Source organism: Vibrio fortis (assembly GCF_000695685.1).
Taxonomy (GTDB): Bacteria; Pseudomonadota; Gammaproteobacteria; order Enterobacterales; family Vibrionaceae; genus Vibrio; species Vibrio fortis_A.
This window is the reverse complement of the sequence record NZ_JFFR01000002.1, coordinates 531,326-553,797: the sequence shown is the minus strand read 5'-3', so window position 1 is coordinate 553,797 and position 22,472 is coordinate 531,326. Positions and strand designations below refer to the sequence as shown.

1 protein-coding gene is annotated in these 22,472 nt (G+C 46.2%); it reads left to right on the top strand.

The window, feature by feature from the left end; translation table 11 throughout:
- The first annotated feature begins 244 nt into the window (after nucleotides 1-244).
- Nucleotides 245-22,468 (top strand): retention module-containing protein, encoded by a 22,224-nt coding sequence (locus VFDL14_RS20295; protein ID WP_032549196.1) that lies wholly within the window; start codon nucleotides 245-247, stop codon nucleotides 22,466-22,468.
- Nucleotides 22,469-22,472: the final 4 nt, after the last annotated feature.

Below are 22,472 nucleotides of genomic sequence, written 5' to 3'. Positions count from 1 at the left end.
TAAAGAGGATGTGGTTCGATATGCAATCCAATCCCCCTGAAAATGGAATTTTCCTAAGGAAATACTAGTCTTAAGAGTAAATGAGTTCGATAAACATCAAGTAAAAACAAAATCGAGCCATCACAAGTTAAAGATAGATAACTTGATAAAAATTAGTGGTTGAATCTGAGTTACAACCCAACGCGCGCTTACAACAATTCTTACACGATGATGAAAACATCATTATGTGTATCTAGGGGGACATATGGATGTCGAAGTCTTGCGTAATGCAGCAATAGTTCAACAAGTGAGTGGTGATGTGGTCGTCATGAGTCCGGATGGTAGCGCTCGCAAGCTGAAAGCCGGAGATACTATTCGTGACAATGAGATAATCATTACTCCAAAAGGCGCAAAGTTGGTCCTTGTTCAAGTGAATAGAGAGGTCAGTGTTGACGAAAACTGTGTGGGTTGTCTTGATGATACATTTGCTTGGAGAGAACAACCCCTAGGTGGTGATGTTGAGATAGATTTCACCCAGGCTGGCGATGAGGCATTCGAAGCCAACAACATTTCGGCGATTCAAGAGGCAATACTCGCTGGGGAAGATCCAACGGAGATATTAGAAGCGACGGCCGCTGGGGGAGCGAGTGGTTCGGCGAATGCTGGCTTTGTGACTATCGATTACAATTATACTGAGACACGACCTTCAACGTTTTTTGAAACCTCAGCGTTAGCGCAAGAAGATGCCGATGAAGATGATGACGAATTTAGAACCGACGTTACCGCTTCATCAGGTGGACAGACTGTCTCACAGAGTCTGACCGAAGGTTCTTTGTCACAAGGAACTTATCCTCAAACCGTTTCCACGAATCAACTTATTCCAAGCGGCAGTCTCGACTTAGACCCTAACTCTTTTGTACCTGCTGCTGATTCTCTCTCTTCCCTGCTTAGTGAGCTTAATAGCGAAATTACATCGGGTGGTGTGGCGGTTCAGTTTGTTTATGATGCAAACGAAAATGCCATTGTGGGCACTCAGAATGGTACGGAAGTCCTACGCGTCGATATCGACACCGTAAGCTCGGGTTCGAATGTTAACTTAACGCTTACCTCGACATTATCTGCTCCTATTGATCATGTTTTTTCAGTAGGTGACGGACAGGTTTCATACGTCGATAACCAGATTTCGTTGACCTTTGATATTGAAGGCGCTGACATTGGTGGTAACGCCATCGCGACACCTATTTCAGCTGGTGTTGCAATTTTAGATGGGACAGACCCAATTCCTGAGACTGTCACGATTACCAATCCGGAAACCAATACGACCTTGGTAGAGGGGAGTTTCGTTTCCATAGAAAGTGATAGCTTGGCTTCGGTAGTCTTTGATTCTGCGTCGCTTGCCCAATTCGATGGTATTTTGAGTGATAACCAGAATACCATCGCGAGGCTGTCGGACGATGGTACAGAGATCTCTCTGTCTATCTTGGGCCGCGGAGAGGTTGTACTCACGGTTTCAGTTGATACCGATGGCGAGTACCATTTCCAACAGTTCAAACCTATTGAACAGATCAATTCAGACTCTCTTGAATTTTCACTCCCGGTAACAATCACTGACTTCGACCAAGACTCGGTAATAAGTACATTAAATATCACGATCTCGGATGGTGATCGGCCAACGATCAATACTGTCGATCCAATCTCTGTACAAGAGAGTGGTCTCGTTGGTGGCTCTGAAGAGGGCGTAGGTATTATTACTGGTGCGGGTTCAGTGGATTCAGATACCTTTACGAGCGACATCATTGATCACCACGAATTAGAGCCGTTGGAATTCAATACTGATGGCAGTCTGTTGTCGAACGGCCAACCAGTTTCGTTAGAGTTAATGAGTGAAGTGAACGGGGTAAGAAACTACGAGGGCTTCATCACTCTTGATGGAGTAAGAAGCGTTGTTTTTGAAGTTGCAGTCGATAGTCCAGCTTTGGGCTCTTACGAGTTCACACTACTCGATTCTTTAACGCACCAAGGCTCTCAAGATGCCGAGTTGAGTTTTGAACTGCCTATCTACGCAGTTGATGCAGATGGCGATCGTTCATCTTTAGCTGGTGGTAGTGGGGACGCTCAACCCGCATTGATTGTGGTGACGGTGGCCGATGATGCTGTCGAGTTGGTAGATAACAGCGTGGCACTTGATGAGCCAACACAAGACGGTGATTCAACGGTTTCTTATAACCTTTTTAACTTCACTGGTGGTGATGGAGCGACGGTTCAGTCCTTTGTTTATGACGGCACAACATACAATCTAGATCCAGATCAGGGCGAGGCGGTTCAACAAGCGTTTGTGTTTGATGAGGGAACACTGAATGTTGCATTAAACGGGGATGTGACTTTTGTCGTTGCGAGAGACATAGATCATTCAGTAAGCGAGACCATCACTCAAGATATTACCTTTAATGCCGTTGATGGTGATGGCGATACAGATTCAGCCTTACTACAAATCTCAATTACTGACGGGCAAATTCCTACCATTGATGACATTCCGAGTGTGTCGTTATTGGAGCCAGACTTGGCTTCGGGCTCTTCACCAACAGGCTCTGATGTTAGTTCAACGCAAACAATTGATTTCACCCCAGGCAGTGACAACGTCGCTCGCTTTAGACTAGAGAGTTCAGAGTTTAATACCGGTGGCGCGCTAACCTCGAACGGTTTAGTGGTGGGTTTGAAAGAAGAGCCTGCGGACTCAGGAAATTACGTTGGGTTCGTGACAGATAGTTCGAATACAGAAGTGCCAGTGTTTACTCTCGAGTTTTCAGATTTGACATTGGGTGAATACACTTTCACGCTACTTGATTCTCTAGATCATGCCGATGGTTTGCAAAATAACGACCTATCATTTGACCTTCCAGTTTATGCAGTGGATTCAGATGGCGATGACTCCCTAGGTACTGCACTGACAGTGACAATAGGTGATGACCTACAAACCATGCAAAATGGTATCTTGACCATTCAAGAGCCTAGTTTAGGTGTCTTGGCTCAAGGTATTGTTACGACGGAAACGATCAATGTGCTCCCCATCCAAGGCGTAGATGGCGCGTCGATCACTCAGTTTGCCTACGATGGTGCAATTCGAACTTTAGATCAGAATGATACTGGCGAACAGGAGTTCCAATTTCTAGAAGGCTCTTTGTTTGTGACGCTAGATGGAGACGTGCGCTTCGAGCCTAATCGCAATCTCGACCAAACCGATGGGGATATCATTAAAACGGTTGTTCTTACGTCTAGTGATGGCGATGTAGACGTGGACACGGCAACTGTGGTCTTAACAATCACTGATGGCGACGATCCAACCATAGATAATGTACCAAGTGTCACGCTCGATGAGTCGGGGTTGATCGATGGTTCAGCGCCAAGTGGTGTCTCTGTTGATTCAAATAACTCTATATCATTTACTGAAGCGAGCGATGATGTTGCACGTATCGAAGTGGTTGTGGGGCAGTTTAACCGCGATGACTCGCTAACCTCTAACGGGTTGATCGTTGAAATTCGCGAAGAGCCGACAGGATCAGGGCGCTATTTAGGTTTTACAACAGACGTTTCGAATACAGAAACACCAGTTTTTACGCTGACTTTTGATCAAACTAATATTGGTGATTTCACCTTCGTATTGCTTGAAGCGTTCGATCATAGGCCTCTACAAGGCAATAACTTACTCTCTTTCGATATTCCTATTTTGGCTGTTGATACGGATGGAGATAGAACCGCAGTAAGTCAGTTGGTTGTGAACATCAATGATGATGTTCAGGTTATGCAAAATGTTGATTTAACAGTTACTGAGCCAAATTTAGCTGATGTCAGCGCTGGAGCAGTGACTACTGGTCTAGTTGATGTGCTTACCGCGCCCAGTGCCGATGGTTCGAGTGTGACTCAGTTTACTTATGACGGTACGACTTACACGCTCGACCAAACGGACAGTTCTGAACAAGAGTTTACCTTCACTGAGGGCTCGTTGTTCATCACCACTCAAGGTGAAGTGCGCTTTGAGCCAAACCGAGACTTAGACCACTCGGTTGGCGATATCGTTAAAAACATCGTGGTCACATCAATAGATAGCGACAGTGATGTACAGACTTCTACAGTCACGCTGACCATTACCGATGGTGATGTTCCGACTATTGATGTGATTCCTCCAGTTTCGCTCTCAGAATCAAGCCTTGCTGATGGCTCTGCGCCAAGCGGTGCGGCAGTAAGTCAGACTGAGACTATATCTTTCACTAACCAAAGTGATGATGTTGAGCGCTTCAGAATCGCAACCGATGAGTTTAACCCATCAGGCACGCTGACTTCGAATGGCTTAGCTGTTGAGCTTCGAGAGTTCCCAGTCGACTCTGGCCAATACACTGGTTTCACGACTAATGCATTAAACCAAGAAGTCGAAGTATTCACTCTTAACTTTGATGACGTCGTGTTAGGACGTTATACTTTCACACTGCTAGAGGCGCTCGATCATCAAGATGGTCTAGACAACAACAGCTTAAGCTTCGACCTACCTGTTTATGCGGTGGATAGCGATGGTGACGATTCGACAATGTCGCCACTCACCGTGACTATCGAAGATGATGTTCAAGGTATGAGTAATGGTATCTTGAACATTGAAGAGCCGACAGTCGCCGATCTGGCATCCGGGGTAGTGACCACAACCACAATTGATGTGATGCCAGAGCAGAGTGCGGATGGTGCGACCATTACCCAGTTTACCTACGACGGTGGCACTCCGTTGTTGCTAGACCAAACTGACACGGGCGAACAAGAGTTTATTTTCACTGAAGGTTCGCTGTTTATCACCCTCGAAGGCGATGTGCGTTTTGAGCCAAGCCGCAACCTCGACCATGAATCTGGCCCGATCGTGAAATCAATTGTGGTGACATCCAGTGATGGTGATGTGGACGTCGAAACCGCAACGGTTGTTCTGACCATTACTGATGGTGATATTCCAACCATTGAATCCATGCCAAGCGTATCGTTATCGGAAACGCAGTTGGCTGATGGTTCAACGCCAAGTGGTAGTGCGGTGAGCCAAACCGAGACCATCTCGTTTACTAATCAAAGTGATGATGTAGAGAAATTCCGACTTGAACCGACCCAGTTCAATTCCGGTGGAGCCCTAAAATCAAACAACATAGTGGTTGAACTTAAAGAAGAACCGCTGGATTCAGGTAACTACGTTGGCTTTATTGATGATGGCGGCACGGAAGTTCCTGTGTTTACCCTGAGCTTCTCCACAACCACACTGGGCGAATACACCTTCACGCTACTTGAAGCGTTAGATCACGCCGATGGATTAGATAACAACGAGCTAAACTTCGATTTGCCGGTCTACGCGGTGGACTCTGATGGCGATGATTCAGTGATGTCGCCACTGTCAGTCACCATTGGTGATGACGTTCAAATTATGGCGAACGGCACGCTTAATATTACCGAGCCGAATTTTGCGGATGGAACTGTTACCACCAATACCATTGATGTGATGACAGCGCAAAGTGCTGATGGGGCAGTGATTACCCAGTTCACTTACGATGGCGGCGCAACGCAAACCTTAGATCCAACCGTTACCGGTGAGCAGAAGTTCTCGTTCACCGAAGGGGATTTGTACGTCAGCATTGAAGGTAATGTTCGCTTCGAGCCAAATCGAGACCTCGACCATGAATCTGGCGATATCGTGAAGTCGCTGGTGTTCACCTCAAGCGATGGTGATGTTGATGTAGAAACGGCGACGGTGACGCTAACGATTACAGATGGTGATATCCCAACCATTGAATCTGTTCCAAGCGTCACACTCGCGGAGGCAGGACTTACGGATGGCTCTTCTTCAATCGTTGGTGCGGTGAGTCAAACGGAAACCATTTCGTTCACCCACCAAAGTGACAATGTTGAGAAGTTCCGATTAGAGCCGACAGAGTTCAATACAGACAATTCATTGAAATCTGACGGGTTGATCATTGAGCTTCGCGAAGAGCCAACAGGGTCGGGTAACTACATTGGTTTCACTACCGATATCTCGAATGTTGAAACTACCGTCTTTACGTTGGATTTCAGCTCAACAACGTTAGGCGAATACACGTTCACGCTTCTTGAAGCTATTGACCACGCACCGATTCAAGGTAACAACGACCTGACGTTTAGCTTGCCAGTTTATACCGTTGACACTGATGGTGATGACTCGCTGATGTCACCGCTGTCAGTCACCATTACCGACGATGTTCAAGTGATGGCGAGCGGTGCGCTTAGCATAGAAGAACCTACGGTTTCTGACTTGGCGGCGGGCACGCCAACGACATCCGTATTCGATGTGCTCACTAGCGCCAGTGCGGATGCTGCGAGTGTCACTCAATTTACTTACGATGGCACGGCTTACACGCTCGACCAAACGGATAGCTCTGAGCAAGAGTTTGCCTTCACTGAAGGCTCTCTATTCATCACTATCCAAGGTGAAGTGCGTTTTGAGCCAAATCGAGACTTAGACCACTCAGCTGGCGATATTGTTAAAAACATCGTGGTGACATCGAGTGACGGCGACAGTGATGAACTGACCTCTACAGTCACGCTGACCATTACCGATGGTGATATTCCGATTATTGATGTGATTCCTCCTGTATCGCTCTCAGAATCAGACCTTGCAGATGGCTCAGCGCCAAGCGGTTCGGCAGTAAGTCAAACTGAGACTATCTCTTTCACTAACCAAAGTGATGATGTTGATCACTTGAGAATCGCGACCGATGAGTTTAACCCTTCAGGCACGCTGACTTCGAATGGCTTGGCTGTTGAGCTTCGAGAGTTCCCAGAAGACTCTGGTCAATACACTGGTTTCACAACCAATGCATTAAATCAAGAAGTCGAGGTATTCACCCTTAACTTTGATGACGTCGTGTTAGGACGTTATACCTTCACATTGCTGGAGGCGCTCGACCATGAAGATGGTTTAGACAACAACAGCCTCAGCTTCGACCTACCTGTTTATGCGGTTGATAGCGATGGTGACGATTCGGCAATGTCGCCACTCACCGTGACTGTTGTAGATGATGTTCAAGGTATGAGTAATGGTATCTTGACCATTGAAGAGCCGACAGTAGCTGATCTGGCAGATGGGGTGGTGACCACAACCACAATTGATGTGATGCCAGAGCAGAGTGCGGATGGCGCGACCATTACTCAGTTCACCTATGATAGTAGCGTTTATACGCTTGACCAAACTGACACGGGCGAACAAGAGTTTATCTTTACCGAAGGGTCATTGTTTATCACACTAGAGGGTGACGTACGTTTTGAACCAAACCGTAACCTCGATCATGAGTCTGGTCCAATCGTTAAGTCGATAGTGGTGACGTCTAGCGATGGTGATGTGGACGTCGAAACCGCGACAGTTGTTCTGACTATCACTGATGGCGATGTCCCAACGATTGAATCGGTACCAAGCGTTTCATTGTCTGAAACGCAGCTTGCCGATGGCTCTGCGCCAAGTGGCAGTGCGGTCAGCCAAACTGAGACTATTTCATTCACCAACCAGAGTGATGATGTTGAGAAGTTCCGACTTGAGCCAACAGAATTCAATGTTGGTGGCACATTAACTTCGAATAACATCGCAGTTGAGTTAAAAGAAGATCCAGTCGATTCAGGCAATTATGTTGGCTTTATCAATGACGGTGGCACGGAAGTTCCTGTATTTATACTGAGTTTTTCTGGAACCACCCTTGGTGAATACACCTTCACACTACTGGAAGCGCTAGATCACGCCGATGGATTAGATAACAACGAGTTAACCTTCGATTTGCCTGTCTACGCCGTGGACTCTGATGGTGACGATTCACTGATGTCGCCGCTTTCTGTGACGATTGGTGATGATGTGCAAATCATGGCGAACGGCACACTCGATATCACTGAACCAAATTTGGCCGATGGTACGGTGACCACCAACACAATTGATGTGATGACGGAGCAAAGTGCTGACGGGGCGGTGATTACCCAGTTCACTTACGATGGCGGCGCAACGCAAACCTTAGATCCAACCGTTACCGGTGAGCAGAAGTTCTCGTTCACCGAAGGGGATTTGTACGTCAGCATTGAAGGTAATGTTCGCTTCGAGCCAAATCGAGACCTCGACCATGAATCTGGCGATATCGTGAAGTCGCTGGTGTTCACCTCAAGCGATGGTGATGTTGATGTAGAAACGGCGACGGTGACGCTAACGATTACAGATGGTGATATCCCAACCATTGAATCTGTTCCAAGCGTCACACTCGCGGAGGCAGGACTTACGGATGGCTCTTCTCCAATCGTTGGTGCGGTGAGTCAAACGGAAACCATCTCGTTCACCCACCAAAGTGACAATGTTGAGAAGTTCCGATTAGAGCCGACAGAGTTTAACAGTGATGATTCACTCAAGTCAGATGGGCTTCCAATTGATTTGAAAGAAGATCCTGTCGGCTCCGGTAATTACGTAGGTTTCACAACCAGCGCAACCAATGTTGAAACGCCAATCTTTACGTTAAGCTTTAGCGCTGCCACTTTAGGTCAATACACGTTTACGTTGTTGGAGAATATCGATCACGAAGATGGTCGAGGTAATAACGATCTAACGTTTGAGCTATCTGTCTATGCTGTTGATACCGACGGCGACGACTCATTGATGTCACCGCTGTCAGTCACCATTACCGACGATGTTCAAGTGATGGCGAGCGGTGCGCTTAGCATAGAAGAACCTACGGTTTCTGACTTGGCGGCGGGCACGCCAACGACATCCGTATTCGATGTGCTCACTAGCGCCAGTGCGGATGCTGCGAGTGTCACTCAATTTACTTACGATGGCACGGCTTACACGCTCGACCAAACGGACAGTTCTGAGCAAGAGTTTGCCTTCACTGAAGGCTCTCTATTCATCACTACCCAAGGTGAAGTGCGTTTTGAGCCAAATCGAGACTTAGACCACTCAGCTGGCGATATTGTTAAAAACATCGTGGTGACATCGAGTGACGGCGACAGTGATGAACTGACCTCTACAGTCACGCTGACCATTACCGATGGTGATATCCCGATTATTGATGTTATTCCGCCAATTGCATTGTCTGAGTCCAGTCTAGCAGACGGCTCCGATCCGACAGGCTCTGCGGTTAGCGATACGAAAGTGATTCAATTCACTAACCAAAGTGATGATGTGGAATCGTTCCGTATTGAGCCAACTGAGTTCAATACGTTAGGAGCTTTGACGTCGAATAACTTGGCGGTTCAGATCAAAGAAGACCCGAACAATCCTGGCGACTACATCGGTTTTGTTAAAGATGCGTCGGATGTTGAAACCAACGTCTTTACCATCAGTTTCTCTGATACAAATCTAGGCCAATACACCTTTACATTGCTTGAAGCGCTCGACCATGAAGATGGTTTAGACAACAACAGCCTCAGCTTCGACCTACCTGTTTATGCGGTTGATAGCGATGGTGACGATTCGGAAATGTCACCACTAACGGTAACCATCGAAGATGATGTTCAAGGCATGAGCAATGGCGTCTTGACCATCGAAGAGCCGACAGTCGCCGACTTGGCTGCTGGGGTGGTGACTACAACCACGATTGATGTGATGCCAAAGCAGAGCGCGGATGGCGCGACTATTACCGAGTTTACGTACGATGGTGGCACGGCACTGACACTCGACCAAACGGATACCGGTGAGCAAGAGTTTATTTTCAACGAAGGCTCATTGTTTATCACCCTTGAAGGTGATGTGCGTTTTGAACCGAATCGCAATCTCGACCATGAAGATGGTCCAATCGTGAAATCGATTGTGGTGACTTCTAGTGATGGCGATGTGGACGTGGAAACCGCAACGGTTGTTCTGACCATTACTGATGGCGATATCCCAACCATCGAGTCGGTACCAGGCGTATCATTGTCTGAAACGCAGCTCGCCGATGGTTCAACGCCAAGTGGTAGTGCGGTGAGCCAAACTGAGACTATTTCATTCACCAACCAGAGTGATGATGTTGAGAAGTTCCGACTTGAGCCAACAGAATTCAATGTTGGTGGCACATTAACTTCGAATAACATCGCAGTTGAGTTAAAAGAAGATCCAGTCGATTCAGGCAATTATGTTGGCTTTATCAATGACGGTGGCACGGAAGTTCCTGTATTTATACTGAGTTTTTCTGGAACCACCCTTGGTGAATACACCTTCACACTACTGGAAGCGCTAGATCACGCCGATGGATTAGATAACAACGAGCTAACCTTCGATTTGCCTGTCTACGCGGTGGACTCTGATGGTGACGACTCACTTATGTCGTCACTGTCAGTTGCGATTGGTGATGACGTTCAAATCATGGCGAACGGTACGTTAGATATCACCGAGCCGAATTTGGCCGATGGTACGGTGACCACCAACACCATTGATGTGATGACGGCGCAAAGTGCTGATGGGGCTGTGATTACCCAGTTCACTTACGATGGCGGTGCAGCGCAAACCTTAGACCCAACTATTACAGGTGAGCAGAAGTTCTCGTTCACCGAAGGAGATTTGTACGTCACCATTGAAGGTAATGTGCGCTTCGAGCCAAACCGAGACCTCGACCATGAATCTGGCGATATCGTGAAGTCGCTGGTGTTCACCTCAAGCGATGGTGATGTTGATGTAGAAACGGCGACGGTGACGCTAACGATTACAGATGGTGATATCCCAACCATTGAATCTGTTCCAAGCGTCACACTCGCGGAGGCAGGACTTACGGATGGCTCTTCTCCAATCGTTGGTGCGGTGAGTCAAACGGAAACCATCTCGTTCACCCACCAAAGTGACAATGTTGAGAAGTTCCGATTAGAGCCGACAGAGTTTAACAGTGATGATTCACTCAAGTCAGATGGCTTGATTATTGAGCTTCGTGAGGAGCCAACGGGGTCGGGTAACTATATTGGTTTCACCACTGACATCTCTAATGTTGAAACTACCGTCTTCACATTGGATTTCAGCTCAACAACGTTAGGCGAATACACGTTCACGCTTCTTGAAGCAATTGACCACGCACCGATTCAAGGCAACAACGATCTGACGTTTAGCTTGCCAGTTTACGCCGTTGACACTGACGGTGATGACTCATTGATGTCACCGCTGTCTGTCACCATAACCGACGATATCCAATCATTGGTTGCTGGTTCTATGACGGCTAAAGAGCCATCTACAGGCGTTGAAACTTCCAATACGATTGATCTAATGCCTGATAGTAGTGCGGATGGAGGAACACTGACGAGCTTCAGTTATGATGGAGAAGCGCTTCAAACACTGAATCAAAATGTAGCGGGGGAGCAGTCGTTTACTTATGACGAGGGCACGCTGTTTGTCTCTATTGACGGCAGCATGCGCTTTGAGCCTGTATCCGATTTGGACCATTCAAGTGGCAACATTGTAAAAACTATTATTGTTAACTCAGAGGACGGAGACGGGGATATTGTTAGTACCTCCGTATCGGTGACGATTGAAGATGGTGATGCTCCAGTTATCGACCTTATCCCTGATGTTGCGCTAAATGAAGCGAACTTGAGTGATGGTTCTGCGTCAACAGGTACGCCGGTAAGCGAAACCAAAGTCATAACCTTCACTGAGGGCAGTGATGACGTCACGTACTTTAGAGTTGATACCGCCAATTTCAATACTTTGGGAGCTCTGAAGTCGAATGGCCTTGCCGTTGAAATCAAAGAGCAACCTGTTGACTCAGGCAACTATGTCGGCTTCATTACCGACGCATCGAATGTGGAAACGAATGTATTCACGCTTGAATTTTCAGACAGTAACCTCGGCCAATATACCTTTACCTTGTTAGAGGCTTTGGACCATGCTGATGCAAGCCTTGCCAACACCTTAGACTACGATATTCCAGTAATAGCGGTTGACGCAGATAACACAGATTCAGCATCGTCTTCTCTGAAGGTGACGATTACCGATGACTTGCAACAGACTCAAGACCGCACGTTAAGCATTGTTGAACCAGTGACAACGTCGGGCGCTGGTGGGCCACCGTCAACGGGTATTGTTGATGTGATGCCAACAGACAGTGCAGATGGCGCGACGGTTACACAATTTATGTATGGAACTGACGGGCCGTTTGTCCTAGACCAAACGAATTTCAGTGAGCAAGAGTTTGCCGTTGCAGACGGTAAACTGTTCGTTAAGTTAGATGGATCTGTGCGATTTGAGCCAGACCGAAATCTCGACCATTCTAGTGGCGACATTGTTCGAAGCATTGTTGTAACCACCAGTGATTTTGATAACGATGTTGAAACCGCTACGGTGACGCTCACTATCACGGATGGCGTTGATCCGGTAATCAATATTGTGCCGGATGTTTACTTGTCAGAAGTGAACCTAACCGATGGTTCAATGCCAAGCTCGGGGCCGGTGAGTTCTACACATACCATTACTTATACCGAAGGGAGTGACAACCTTAGTCATTTCCGTATCGACACCAACGAATTTAACTCTGGTGGCGTGTTGAAATCGAACGGTTTAGTTGTAGCACTAAAAGAAGAACCTGCGGATTCAGGAAATTACATTGGATTTACGACAGATGGTTTAGGTAATGAATCAGATGTCTTCACGATAAGCTTTGATAGTGTCAACAAAGGTCAATTTACGATTACCTTGTTGGAAGCCCTCGATCACCTTAATGGTCTCAATTATAACGACCTTAACTTCCGTCTATCTATCTACGCTGTTGACACGGATGATTCAGAGTCAACACGACGTGATATTGTTGTAACGATTGAAGATGACATTCAGCAAATGCAGGATGGAATCTTAACGATTACCGAACCAAGTTCAGGTACGCCGACAACGACAACCGTTGACGTCATGCCGCTGCCGAGTGCCGATGGCGCGACTATCACTGAATTTACTTACGACGGTGGGCTAGCAATTTCGCTCGATCAAACGGCTATTGGTGAACAAGAGTTTACCTTTACGGAGGGTTCTTTGTTTGTCACGTTAGATGGTGATGTCCGATTTGAGCCCAATCGAAATCTCGATCACTCGGGTGGAAACATTGTTAAAGATATCGTGTTCACTACCTCAGATTTTGATAACGATGTCTTCATGTCTAGTGTCCGATTGACCATTATTGATGGCGAAGGCCCTGAACTGAACGTAGTTCCAGGTGTGAACTTATCTGAAAGTAATTTAGCAGACGGTTCTACACCAGACTCGAACTTGATTAGCGAAACCAATCTTATCACCTCATTCGCCAGCAGTGACGACATTGCGAAGATCATTGTGGATACGTCGCTGTTTAATGTTGGAGGGGCGATTAAATCAAATGGATTGGTGGTTGATCTACGAGAAGACCCTGTAAATTCGGGAGACTATTTGGCGTTTACCACGGTGTCACCGGGCGTCGAAGTCCCTATTTTCACCTTAACGTTTGATAACTCAAACCCAAGTCTTTACACCTTTACACTGTTAGAACGCTTAGATCATGCTCCCGGTAATGGCAACAATGATATTACGTTTGACTTATCGGTTTATGCAGAAGATACCGATGGTGATCTATCTGCTCCGAAGCTACTAGAAGTGGTGATAGGTGATGATGTTCAGGTAATGCAATCTGGAGACCTACTCGTCACAGAACCTACGTCGGGCACAGTGAGTAGCAATGTACTTGAAACTATTACAGGCCCAAGTGCAGATGGCTCAACGGTTACGAAATTTACCTATGATGGTGGTGTCGAGGTGTTGCTAGATCAAAGCGATGCTGATGAGCAGGAGTTTGTTTATCCAGAAGGGACACTATTTATTAAGCTTAATGGTGATATTCGCTTTGAACCAAATAGAAACTTAGACCATGAAAATGGCGATATCGTAAAGACGATCGTTGTGACATCGCAAGACCAAGACACCGATGTAGAGACCGCGACGGTTACTTTAACCATTCGTGACGGCGCACCACCGACGATTAATCTCATTCCGCCAGTAAGCTTGAGTGAAGTTAACTTAGCCGATGGTTCCTCCCCAAGTTTGCCAGTAAGTCAAACCGAGGAGATCTCGTTCACCGCAGGTAGTGATGATGTCAGCTACTTCCGTATTGAGCCTACGGAGTTCAATGTCGATGATGCTCTAAAATCAAATGGTTTGGTAATTCAGATAAAAGAAGAGCCAGCCGATTCAGGGAACTATGTTGGCTTTACCAAAGATGCCCTCGACGTTGAAGTTGATATCTTTACTATTGAATTCTCTACCACCGTATTAGGAGAATATACTTTTACGTTGCTGCAAGAGATCGACCATGCTGACATTCAGGGCAATAATGATCAAATCTTTACCTTGCCCGTTTATGCTGTTGATACTGACGAAACCGACTCAGCAATGACACCGCTTAGCGTGACGATTACCGATGATGTACCTGAAATAACCGATACAGGTGTTGGTAGTACCTTTGTCGTTGATGAAGAGGATATTGGTGACCCAACACAGGCAACTGGCTCTTTTGTTACAACGGAAGGCGCTGACCAAGTCGATGCTTACGAACTTCGCAATATAGCAGCTGTGGAAGCGATACTTTCATCGGGAAATGAAGGCATTAAGATCACCGAGATAGCAGGCGCTGCCAATACCACGACTTACCAAGGTGCTACAGATCCATCAGGTACTCCAATTTTTACTCTGGCATTGACCAATGATGGCGATTATACCTTTACCTTACTGGGCCCTCTCAATCATGCAATTACACCAACCAATCTGGATACGTTGACCATACCTTTTGACGTGGTAGCGGTCGATGGTGATGGTGATGACTCGAATCAATACCAATTACCAATAGAAGTGCTGGATGATGGACCAACAATGACGGCTCCAACTGGAGAAACCGTGGTTGATGAAGACGACTTGGCTGGAATTGGCTCGGATCAATCGGAAGACACTGTTATTAATGGCTTGTTTACGATTGATGAGGGTGCTGACGGTGTCGTTCTTTATGAATTGGTAGACCCTGATGCAGTGTTAACTGGGCTGACCTCGGAAGGAGAAAGCTTAGAGTGGCTAGCGGTTGTTGAAAGCGGCACAACATTTACCTATACAGCGCAAACAGATACAAGCAACGAAGCTGTGTTTGAGATTGTGTTTGATACGAGCGACAACAGCTATCAGTTTGAGTTGTTTAAACCGCTCAAGCATCCGGATGCGGATACAGAAAACAGCATTCCATTGAATTTCTCTGTGGTAGCCGAAGATTTCGATGGGGATCAGTCTAACGCTATCGCGCTTAACCTATCCGTAACGGATGATGTTCCTCTTGTGACGACTCAATCTATTACTCGTCTTGAAGGGCAGAACTATGGTGGCTCTAAAGTAAACATGTTTGCTACTGCGACAGACACTGGTGCGGATGGGGCTGTGCTTACGCAAATAGAGGGGACTTCTGATGGCGACACTGGCATCGTTTTCCGTAGAAGGCCGAGTGACACAGAAAGTGATACCTATAACCTTAACTCAGGTCGTCAACAGGTACGTGTTTATGAACAGGAGTATGATGCTGGCGGTAATGTTATAGGCGAAAGAGAGTTAGGTCGCTTGCGTATCAACTCTAACGGTGAAGTTGAGTTCAGAGCCAACGGCTATCTAGACCATGATGGTGATGAGATTAACTTCTCGATTAACGTAATAGCAACCGATGCGGATTTAGACACATCTGAAACCCCGTTAGATATCACTATTGTTGATCGCGATTCAACAGCAATTGCATTGAAAGTGACCACGACTGAGGATATAGGTCGTGACCCTTCAATAGACTATGCTCCTGGTAGCGAGCCAACAGACCTAGAAAATACCTTTGATAATCAAGATGGTTTGTCTGATACTCCCGCTCAAATTTTATTGCAGGTTAACTTTTATGACCGAGATAACAATGAAGACATTGGTCAACTGAAGATTTTCGACAATACCAACCACAGAGGAACCTTCTATTACTACGATGGGGCAGAGTATGTGAAATTGGCGGAAGACATCGACGGTAATTTCATTCTAGATGGAGCCGATATAACGCGAACTCTTGTGCCTCCGGTATATGATCCAGACAACCCAAGCGATACGATTGCGACCATCAATAACCTTTATTTCGTCCCTGACCGAAACTTTAGTACTGGTGAAAATGGCATCAGAATCAATTATGAGTTAGAAATCGACAACAACGGTGCACCTGACCACACCGTAAGCTCTAACTTTAGAATCGAAATTGAAGCGGTGGCCGATGAAGCTGAGTGGGATGATGTAAATAGCACGTTCACTTATCTCCCAGATACCGACAATATGGGCGCAGATATACCGGTAACGGAGGACGGAAATACTATCACCCTCAACCTTGAGGCGGACTCTCAAGATACTTCTCGCCCTGAAACACTGACATATCAACTTACGGTTGATGAGGGCGCTGGAAAATTCACTTTGTTGGATAGCTCAGGTAACCCGATAGGGCCTGATGGAGGTCCCTATGTTATTGACGCAGCAGACATTAATAGCACAGTCGTCGATCCGATTGATAACTTTTCGGGCACCATTAGTTTCAAAGTTGTGGCTTTAACAGAAGAAACTCGTAATCCATTCCTCGATAGCGATAACAGTGGTACTAACAGTAAACAGTTTGCTACTTCTGAAGAGCGAACAATCGTCATTGATGTGCTTCCAGATGCCGATTTGGGTACCTTAACTGTGAACCGTAAAACCATCAATGAAGATAATATTCTCGACCCTGATGTCGTAGGAGATCCAAGCAATAGAGTTCCGTTGACACTGGACCAAGTTATTACGATGACCACATCAGCCGATTCAGACAGTTCGGAAACCTTGTACGTGCGAATCAACAATATCACTGAAGGCGCCGAGCTTTACGAGCTAGGAACCAACAACGTTATCCCAACAGTGACAATTGACGGCATCGATTATCAAGAAATTCTTTACTCTGAATTAGCTAATGTAGAGGTTATTCCTAAAGAGCACAGCAACGAAGACTTTACCTTTGATGTTCTAGGTGTAGTTAAAGATGAAGCGTCCCTCTCAACAGGTACTGTAGTCGATGAAGTTACGTTTGGTCCAAAGACTGTCAATATCGAAGTTATTGGTGTTGCGGATGTACCATTCGGCGGTACTAACGGCACTGATTGGGAAGAGTTTACCGATGGCGGTGTGAGTGGGGTACAAACCACAATCCAAGAGAGCCAGAACGGAGACAGCTTCGCAGTTCTTGACTTTACGGTGTTGTCTGGTGAGCGAAGACCTGATGATCCAGCTGATGATCCTCTTGCAGGCGATGGTTCAGAATCGATAACTGTCGTGTTATCAGGTATCCCTGAAGGTGTGGTCATCGAAGACGGTGATGGCACGGTAATAGACCTCAACTTCGTTGGTTATGAAGAAGATGGCAGTGGTAATCCTGATCTTGATAAACCCATCTATGAAGCAAATATTACTGAAGCGGGCGTAACGTCAGGCATCATCATTCGTCCTGTCGACTCATCAACCGAAAATATTTATATTCAGGGGCGAATCGTCGTTACAGAGAACGACGGCCACACCTTAACATTTGACCAAGAAGTTCGAGTTCTCGTCAAACCAAGGATCGACACCTCTGCGACTTACAGTAACATTACTTCCGGAGACGAAGATACAGCCATCAATATCGACTGGCACCCTCAAGGTGCAAATTATATTGATGACGATGAGCATTTTACTTCCATCACGATTAATGGAATACCAGCAGGTGTCATCGCGGCCGTTAATGGTGATGTTACCGTTGATGACAGCGTTGCCGGTACATTGGTCATTACCCCGAAAGACGCATCCCAAACTCCAGAGCAGTTTACCCAGATTGCTTTAGCCAACAACTTCATCCAACTAACGCCTCCGGAAAATTCCAGTGAAGACTTTACCATCACTACAATTCTGGAAGTTGAAGAGCGAGATTTCGAATATACACCGAGCGGCTTGTTGGACGAAGATGGTGGTTTTATTGAGGCCAACCCACCGATTACAGGCACAATCACTGTGCAAGTTATACCTGTTGTAGAACCAACAGATGCCGATAATTTGATTGTATTTTCCAATGAAGATGGCAGTGGGGAACTGACAACGGTTACTTCCGATACTGCGGGGGTTATTAAATTTTCAACCAATAGCGATAACATAGCAACTAGCGGCGAGTATGTTATTCGTTATAAAGAGGAAGATGTGTCTCCCGAGTTTGCCATCAATGAAGTCGTTAACGAAGTCGTTATTCAGTTGACGACTACGTCTGACGGTGCATTAGCAGAAGAGGTATTGAGTCAATTGCTCGTGACCGGCGCGGTCTATGAAGGTGACGGCCGCTGGGTGGTAACAGACGAAGATGCATTTGCGATTAGCGCCCCTGAAGGTCTAGATCTAACTGCACCATATGATGATGGTATAGATACCAACACCAGTAGCATCAAAATGACGGTCTTTACCCAAGTTGAAGATTTAGGGGATGAAGCGGGTGATCAGAACTCAGCGATTGTTCAGAGACAAGGTGAGATAACATTAACCTTCCCTGAAGAAATTGCAGGTGGTGGTGAAATCGCTGCAGATATTGCTGCGACTCCGAACCAAACAATCGACGCGATTGAAGACACTCAGCTTAAGCTTGGTGATGCGCTTGAAGGTATTGTTAGTTTCACTGGTGGAGATGCATTTAACGACCAAATTACCATTGTTATTGATGAAACCGTGGTTGTTAACCCAGGGGAGCCTGATGAGACAACTATAAACATCAGCATTGGTGGCAGTGGCGAGATTGACTTCGTTAACGGTGAGTATGTGTATCAGTCAACTTTGGTACAAGGTGTAACGCCAGATTTCTCTGATTTGGTTTTGAACCTACCTGCTGATTATTCGGGTGACTTTGACTTGCCATTTACGGTGATCACCAAAGACCTGATATCGGGTGATGAGAAGGTACTTGATACCAGCGCCATCATTAAAGTCTCTGCGGTAACCGATGTAGCGCCAAGTATTTCTGTCGATATTACGGGTTCTTTGGATGATTCGTTGAATCCAGTCGATATCGATGGTCAACCGGGCGCTGAAGCTGTGGGTTATGAAGACACCTATATTGTGCTTGATTTCTCTGGCTCGGTTGCAGACCAAGTCAATGGTGTTGAAGGCGGTGATGAACGTTTCACTGATATCACTTTAACGTTAACTGACACCAGTAATGGTGAATTCTACAGTGATACTGGAATGCCATTGGGTACATCCATATCCTTCACCGAAAGTGAAATTGCAAACGGTGCCTTGTCGGGCGTATTGTTTAGACCGAAAGAAAACTTCCCGACTTATGATGATGTGAATGGTGTTGATGTCAGCACTGTGAGCGTTACTGTGAGTGGGAACATTTTAGATACGGCGACGTTCAATGAAGGTGGTTCTAGCACAACAGAAGATGCATCAAGCGAGTCTTTCTCAACGGTAGTGAGTTTCGATGTTGTTCCTGTCGTTGATGATGTTCAAATTACAGGGCCAGGCAGTGACCCTGATATAATCGAAATCACAGGTATCGAGGATCAGGAGATTTCACTTGCTGGCTCAAGTCCTGTGTCGATTGCATTGACTGATCTCGATGGTTCGGAAGAGTTTGTCTCTATCAAGTTCACCGATGTGCCAGATGGTTTCCAGTTTAGGGTAGATAACTCTTCTGACTTTACTGTTAAGAATAATGGTGGAGGCGTGTGGAGTGTCCAACTACCATCAAGTGTGTCGAATTCCTTTGATTTGAGTGAAATATCTGTGCTGCCACCGAAAGACTTCAGTGGCACTTTCGAGTTTGGCGTCGAGGTGTTTACCCAAGAATCCCTTCTTGGTGTACCAACCAACGCAGGAACATTACCAAGCTTCTTAGTTCATGTTGTTCCAATGGGTGATGATATCGATACTAACCCGACTGATTCCATATCAGGCGTGGAAGGTGAGAATATCGATATTGAAATTAACGCGACCGTTTTGGATAACGCACTTTCGGCTACAGGCAGTGGGACTTATACAGAGAACGATCACGAGACAATTCGAGTCGTCGTCAGCAATGTCCCTTCAGATGCTTCAATTTTGTATCCAGATGGAACAACGTTAGGCACTTATGATGCGGGCACTGATACTTGGACACTAGATGTAGATGCAACCTCACTCGATAAGATTGTATTTAACTCCGGGGAACATAATTCCGACACTGGTAACGCGCTTGGTATTGATACTCCGTTGTCTATTTCTGTGCGCTCAGTAGATACCGATGCCGACGATACCGAGTATTTAGGTCCAGAAACCACGTTCGATGTGGACTTGATGATTGATCCAATCAATGACCAACCAACCTTCGTGAATATAGAAAACTTAGAGACACCAGAAGATACGTCTATAGCCTTAAGTGATGTGTCGGGCTTCAAAATTGAGGACCCAGACGCTGTCTATGATGATCCAAGTGCAATATATACATTAGATTTAGAGGTCGACCAAGGCACCTTGAGTTATACCTCTTCTACAGGGGTAACCGTAGAACCTGTATCCGGTACTGGAACTGAATTGACGCTTACGGGCACTTTGGCTGATATCAATAATGCTCTGGACAATGGTAGCGTTAGATTTGAACTTGGCGCTGATGAAAACTACCTAAATCAGGGAGGTGTTGCGACAGTCACTGCCACTGTTGATGATGGTGGTAACAATGGCGCACCGGGCCCGCTCACCAATGTAACCACATTTGAAATTAAGGTTACCGAGGTGAATGATGCTCCAGATGCAGTAAATGTTATAGATCTAGGTACGATCTCTGAAGGGGATCAGATAACTATCAAGGCGGAAGATATAATAGCTGTTTCAACTGATCCGGAAGGAGATCTACGAACAGTCACCGCACTGAATCTGGCATCAGGACAAGGTTTATTAGAGTATTTTGAAAACGATAATGGTGATGACAATATGTCAATCACTGGGCCTTATTGGATATTTACAGCAAATGATGAATATGATGTGGTCAGCGGCGATATCAGTTTCTCATATACCATTCAGGATGACGGACAAACTAATGGCGTTGATGACTTCTTAACAGATAGCGGAGCATTGAGCTTAACGGTAACGGGTGTTAACGATTCGCCTGTAATTAACGGTGACAATGTCACGTCAGTCATTGACGAAGATGTCGACCAGTTGATTAGTGGTATTAGCGTCGCAGACCCAGATTATGTCGGTGTTCATGCTGGTGATTTTATGACGGTCACCTTGAGCGTCGATTTTGGTACCTTGTCAGTAACTCTTCCTGGAACAACGACTGTAACAGTCAGTGGGCAAGGTTCGAGTTCAGTCATGCTGGAAGGGACACCTGCCGACATCAACGATATTCTCAACACACCAACCAACCCAGTTGGGGTGTTTGTGAATACGCAATACATTCCATCGAATAGTATTAATCTTCAGGTTGTGGCGGAAGATAGTGGCAATCCGTCGGGTATTATCATCACAACGCCACCAGAAAATTATCCAATTCAGGTGACGCCAGTTGCGAATACACCGAGCTTGTCGATTGATCCCGCCATGAACTATGTTCGCAACATTACCGCAAGCCAGACGGCGAGCGCGAGTGGTATTCCACTGGTTGGTATTGTGGCGGCGTTGGCTGATATCAATGAGATCCTGACTCTGAATATCAAAGATGTACCAGCGGGTGCCTCTGTGATTAGTAGTGCGGGTACCGTCGCACTCAATGGTGGGGTATGGGTAGCATCTGCCGACGCAATTGATAGCCTAAAAATTGTCGACCTCCCGCAAGATGCAACGCCACACACGATCAAGTTAGAGGCAGTTTCTTCGGAGTTGGACGATATGGATATGGTGATATCTCCAGGAGCAGCATCCTCAGAGATAGACCTCAACCTGACGATTGTGGCTGATGCAACTGACATTGATTTAAGTGCGACAGCGGATGATGTCCAGCTACTTGGCGATGGAGGGAATACACAGTTAGAGTCAGGTTCTGGTGATGACCGACTTGAAGGTGGCAGTGGTGATGACGAACTGATTGGCGGTGATGGTAATGATACTTTAATCGGTGGTGATGGCTTCGATATCCTTACCGGTGGTGACGGTATGGACGCGTTTGTCTGGCTCAATATCCAAGATGGTGTTGAAGACACGATTACCGACTTTGATTTATCGGAGGGGGATACCATTGATCTGAGAGAAGTGTTACCAGAGTTGCAAAACACTACGCTTGATATGTCAGTGCTGCTACAGCAGATTGATGCAAAAGTTGTAGACGGTAGTGACATAGAGCTAACGATCAATCCAGATGGTATGGGTACCACCCAACAAGTGATAGTGGTGGAGGATCTTGCTCCTCAATTGACACTCGCCAGTACCATGCCCGATGACATATTAGATGCGCTAGTACAGCAGAACGTGATTATTCATGGATAAAAGC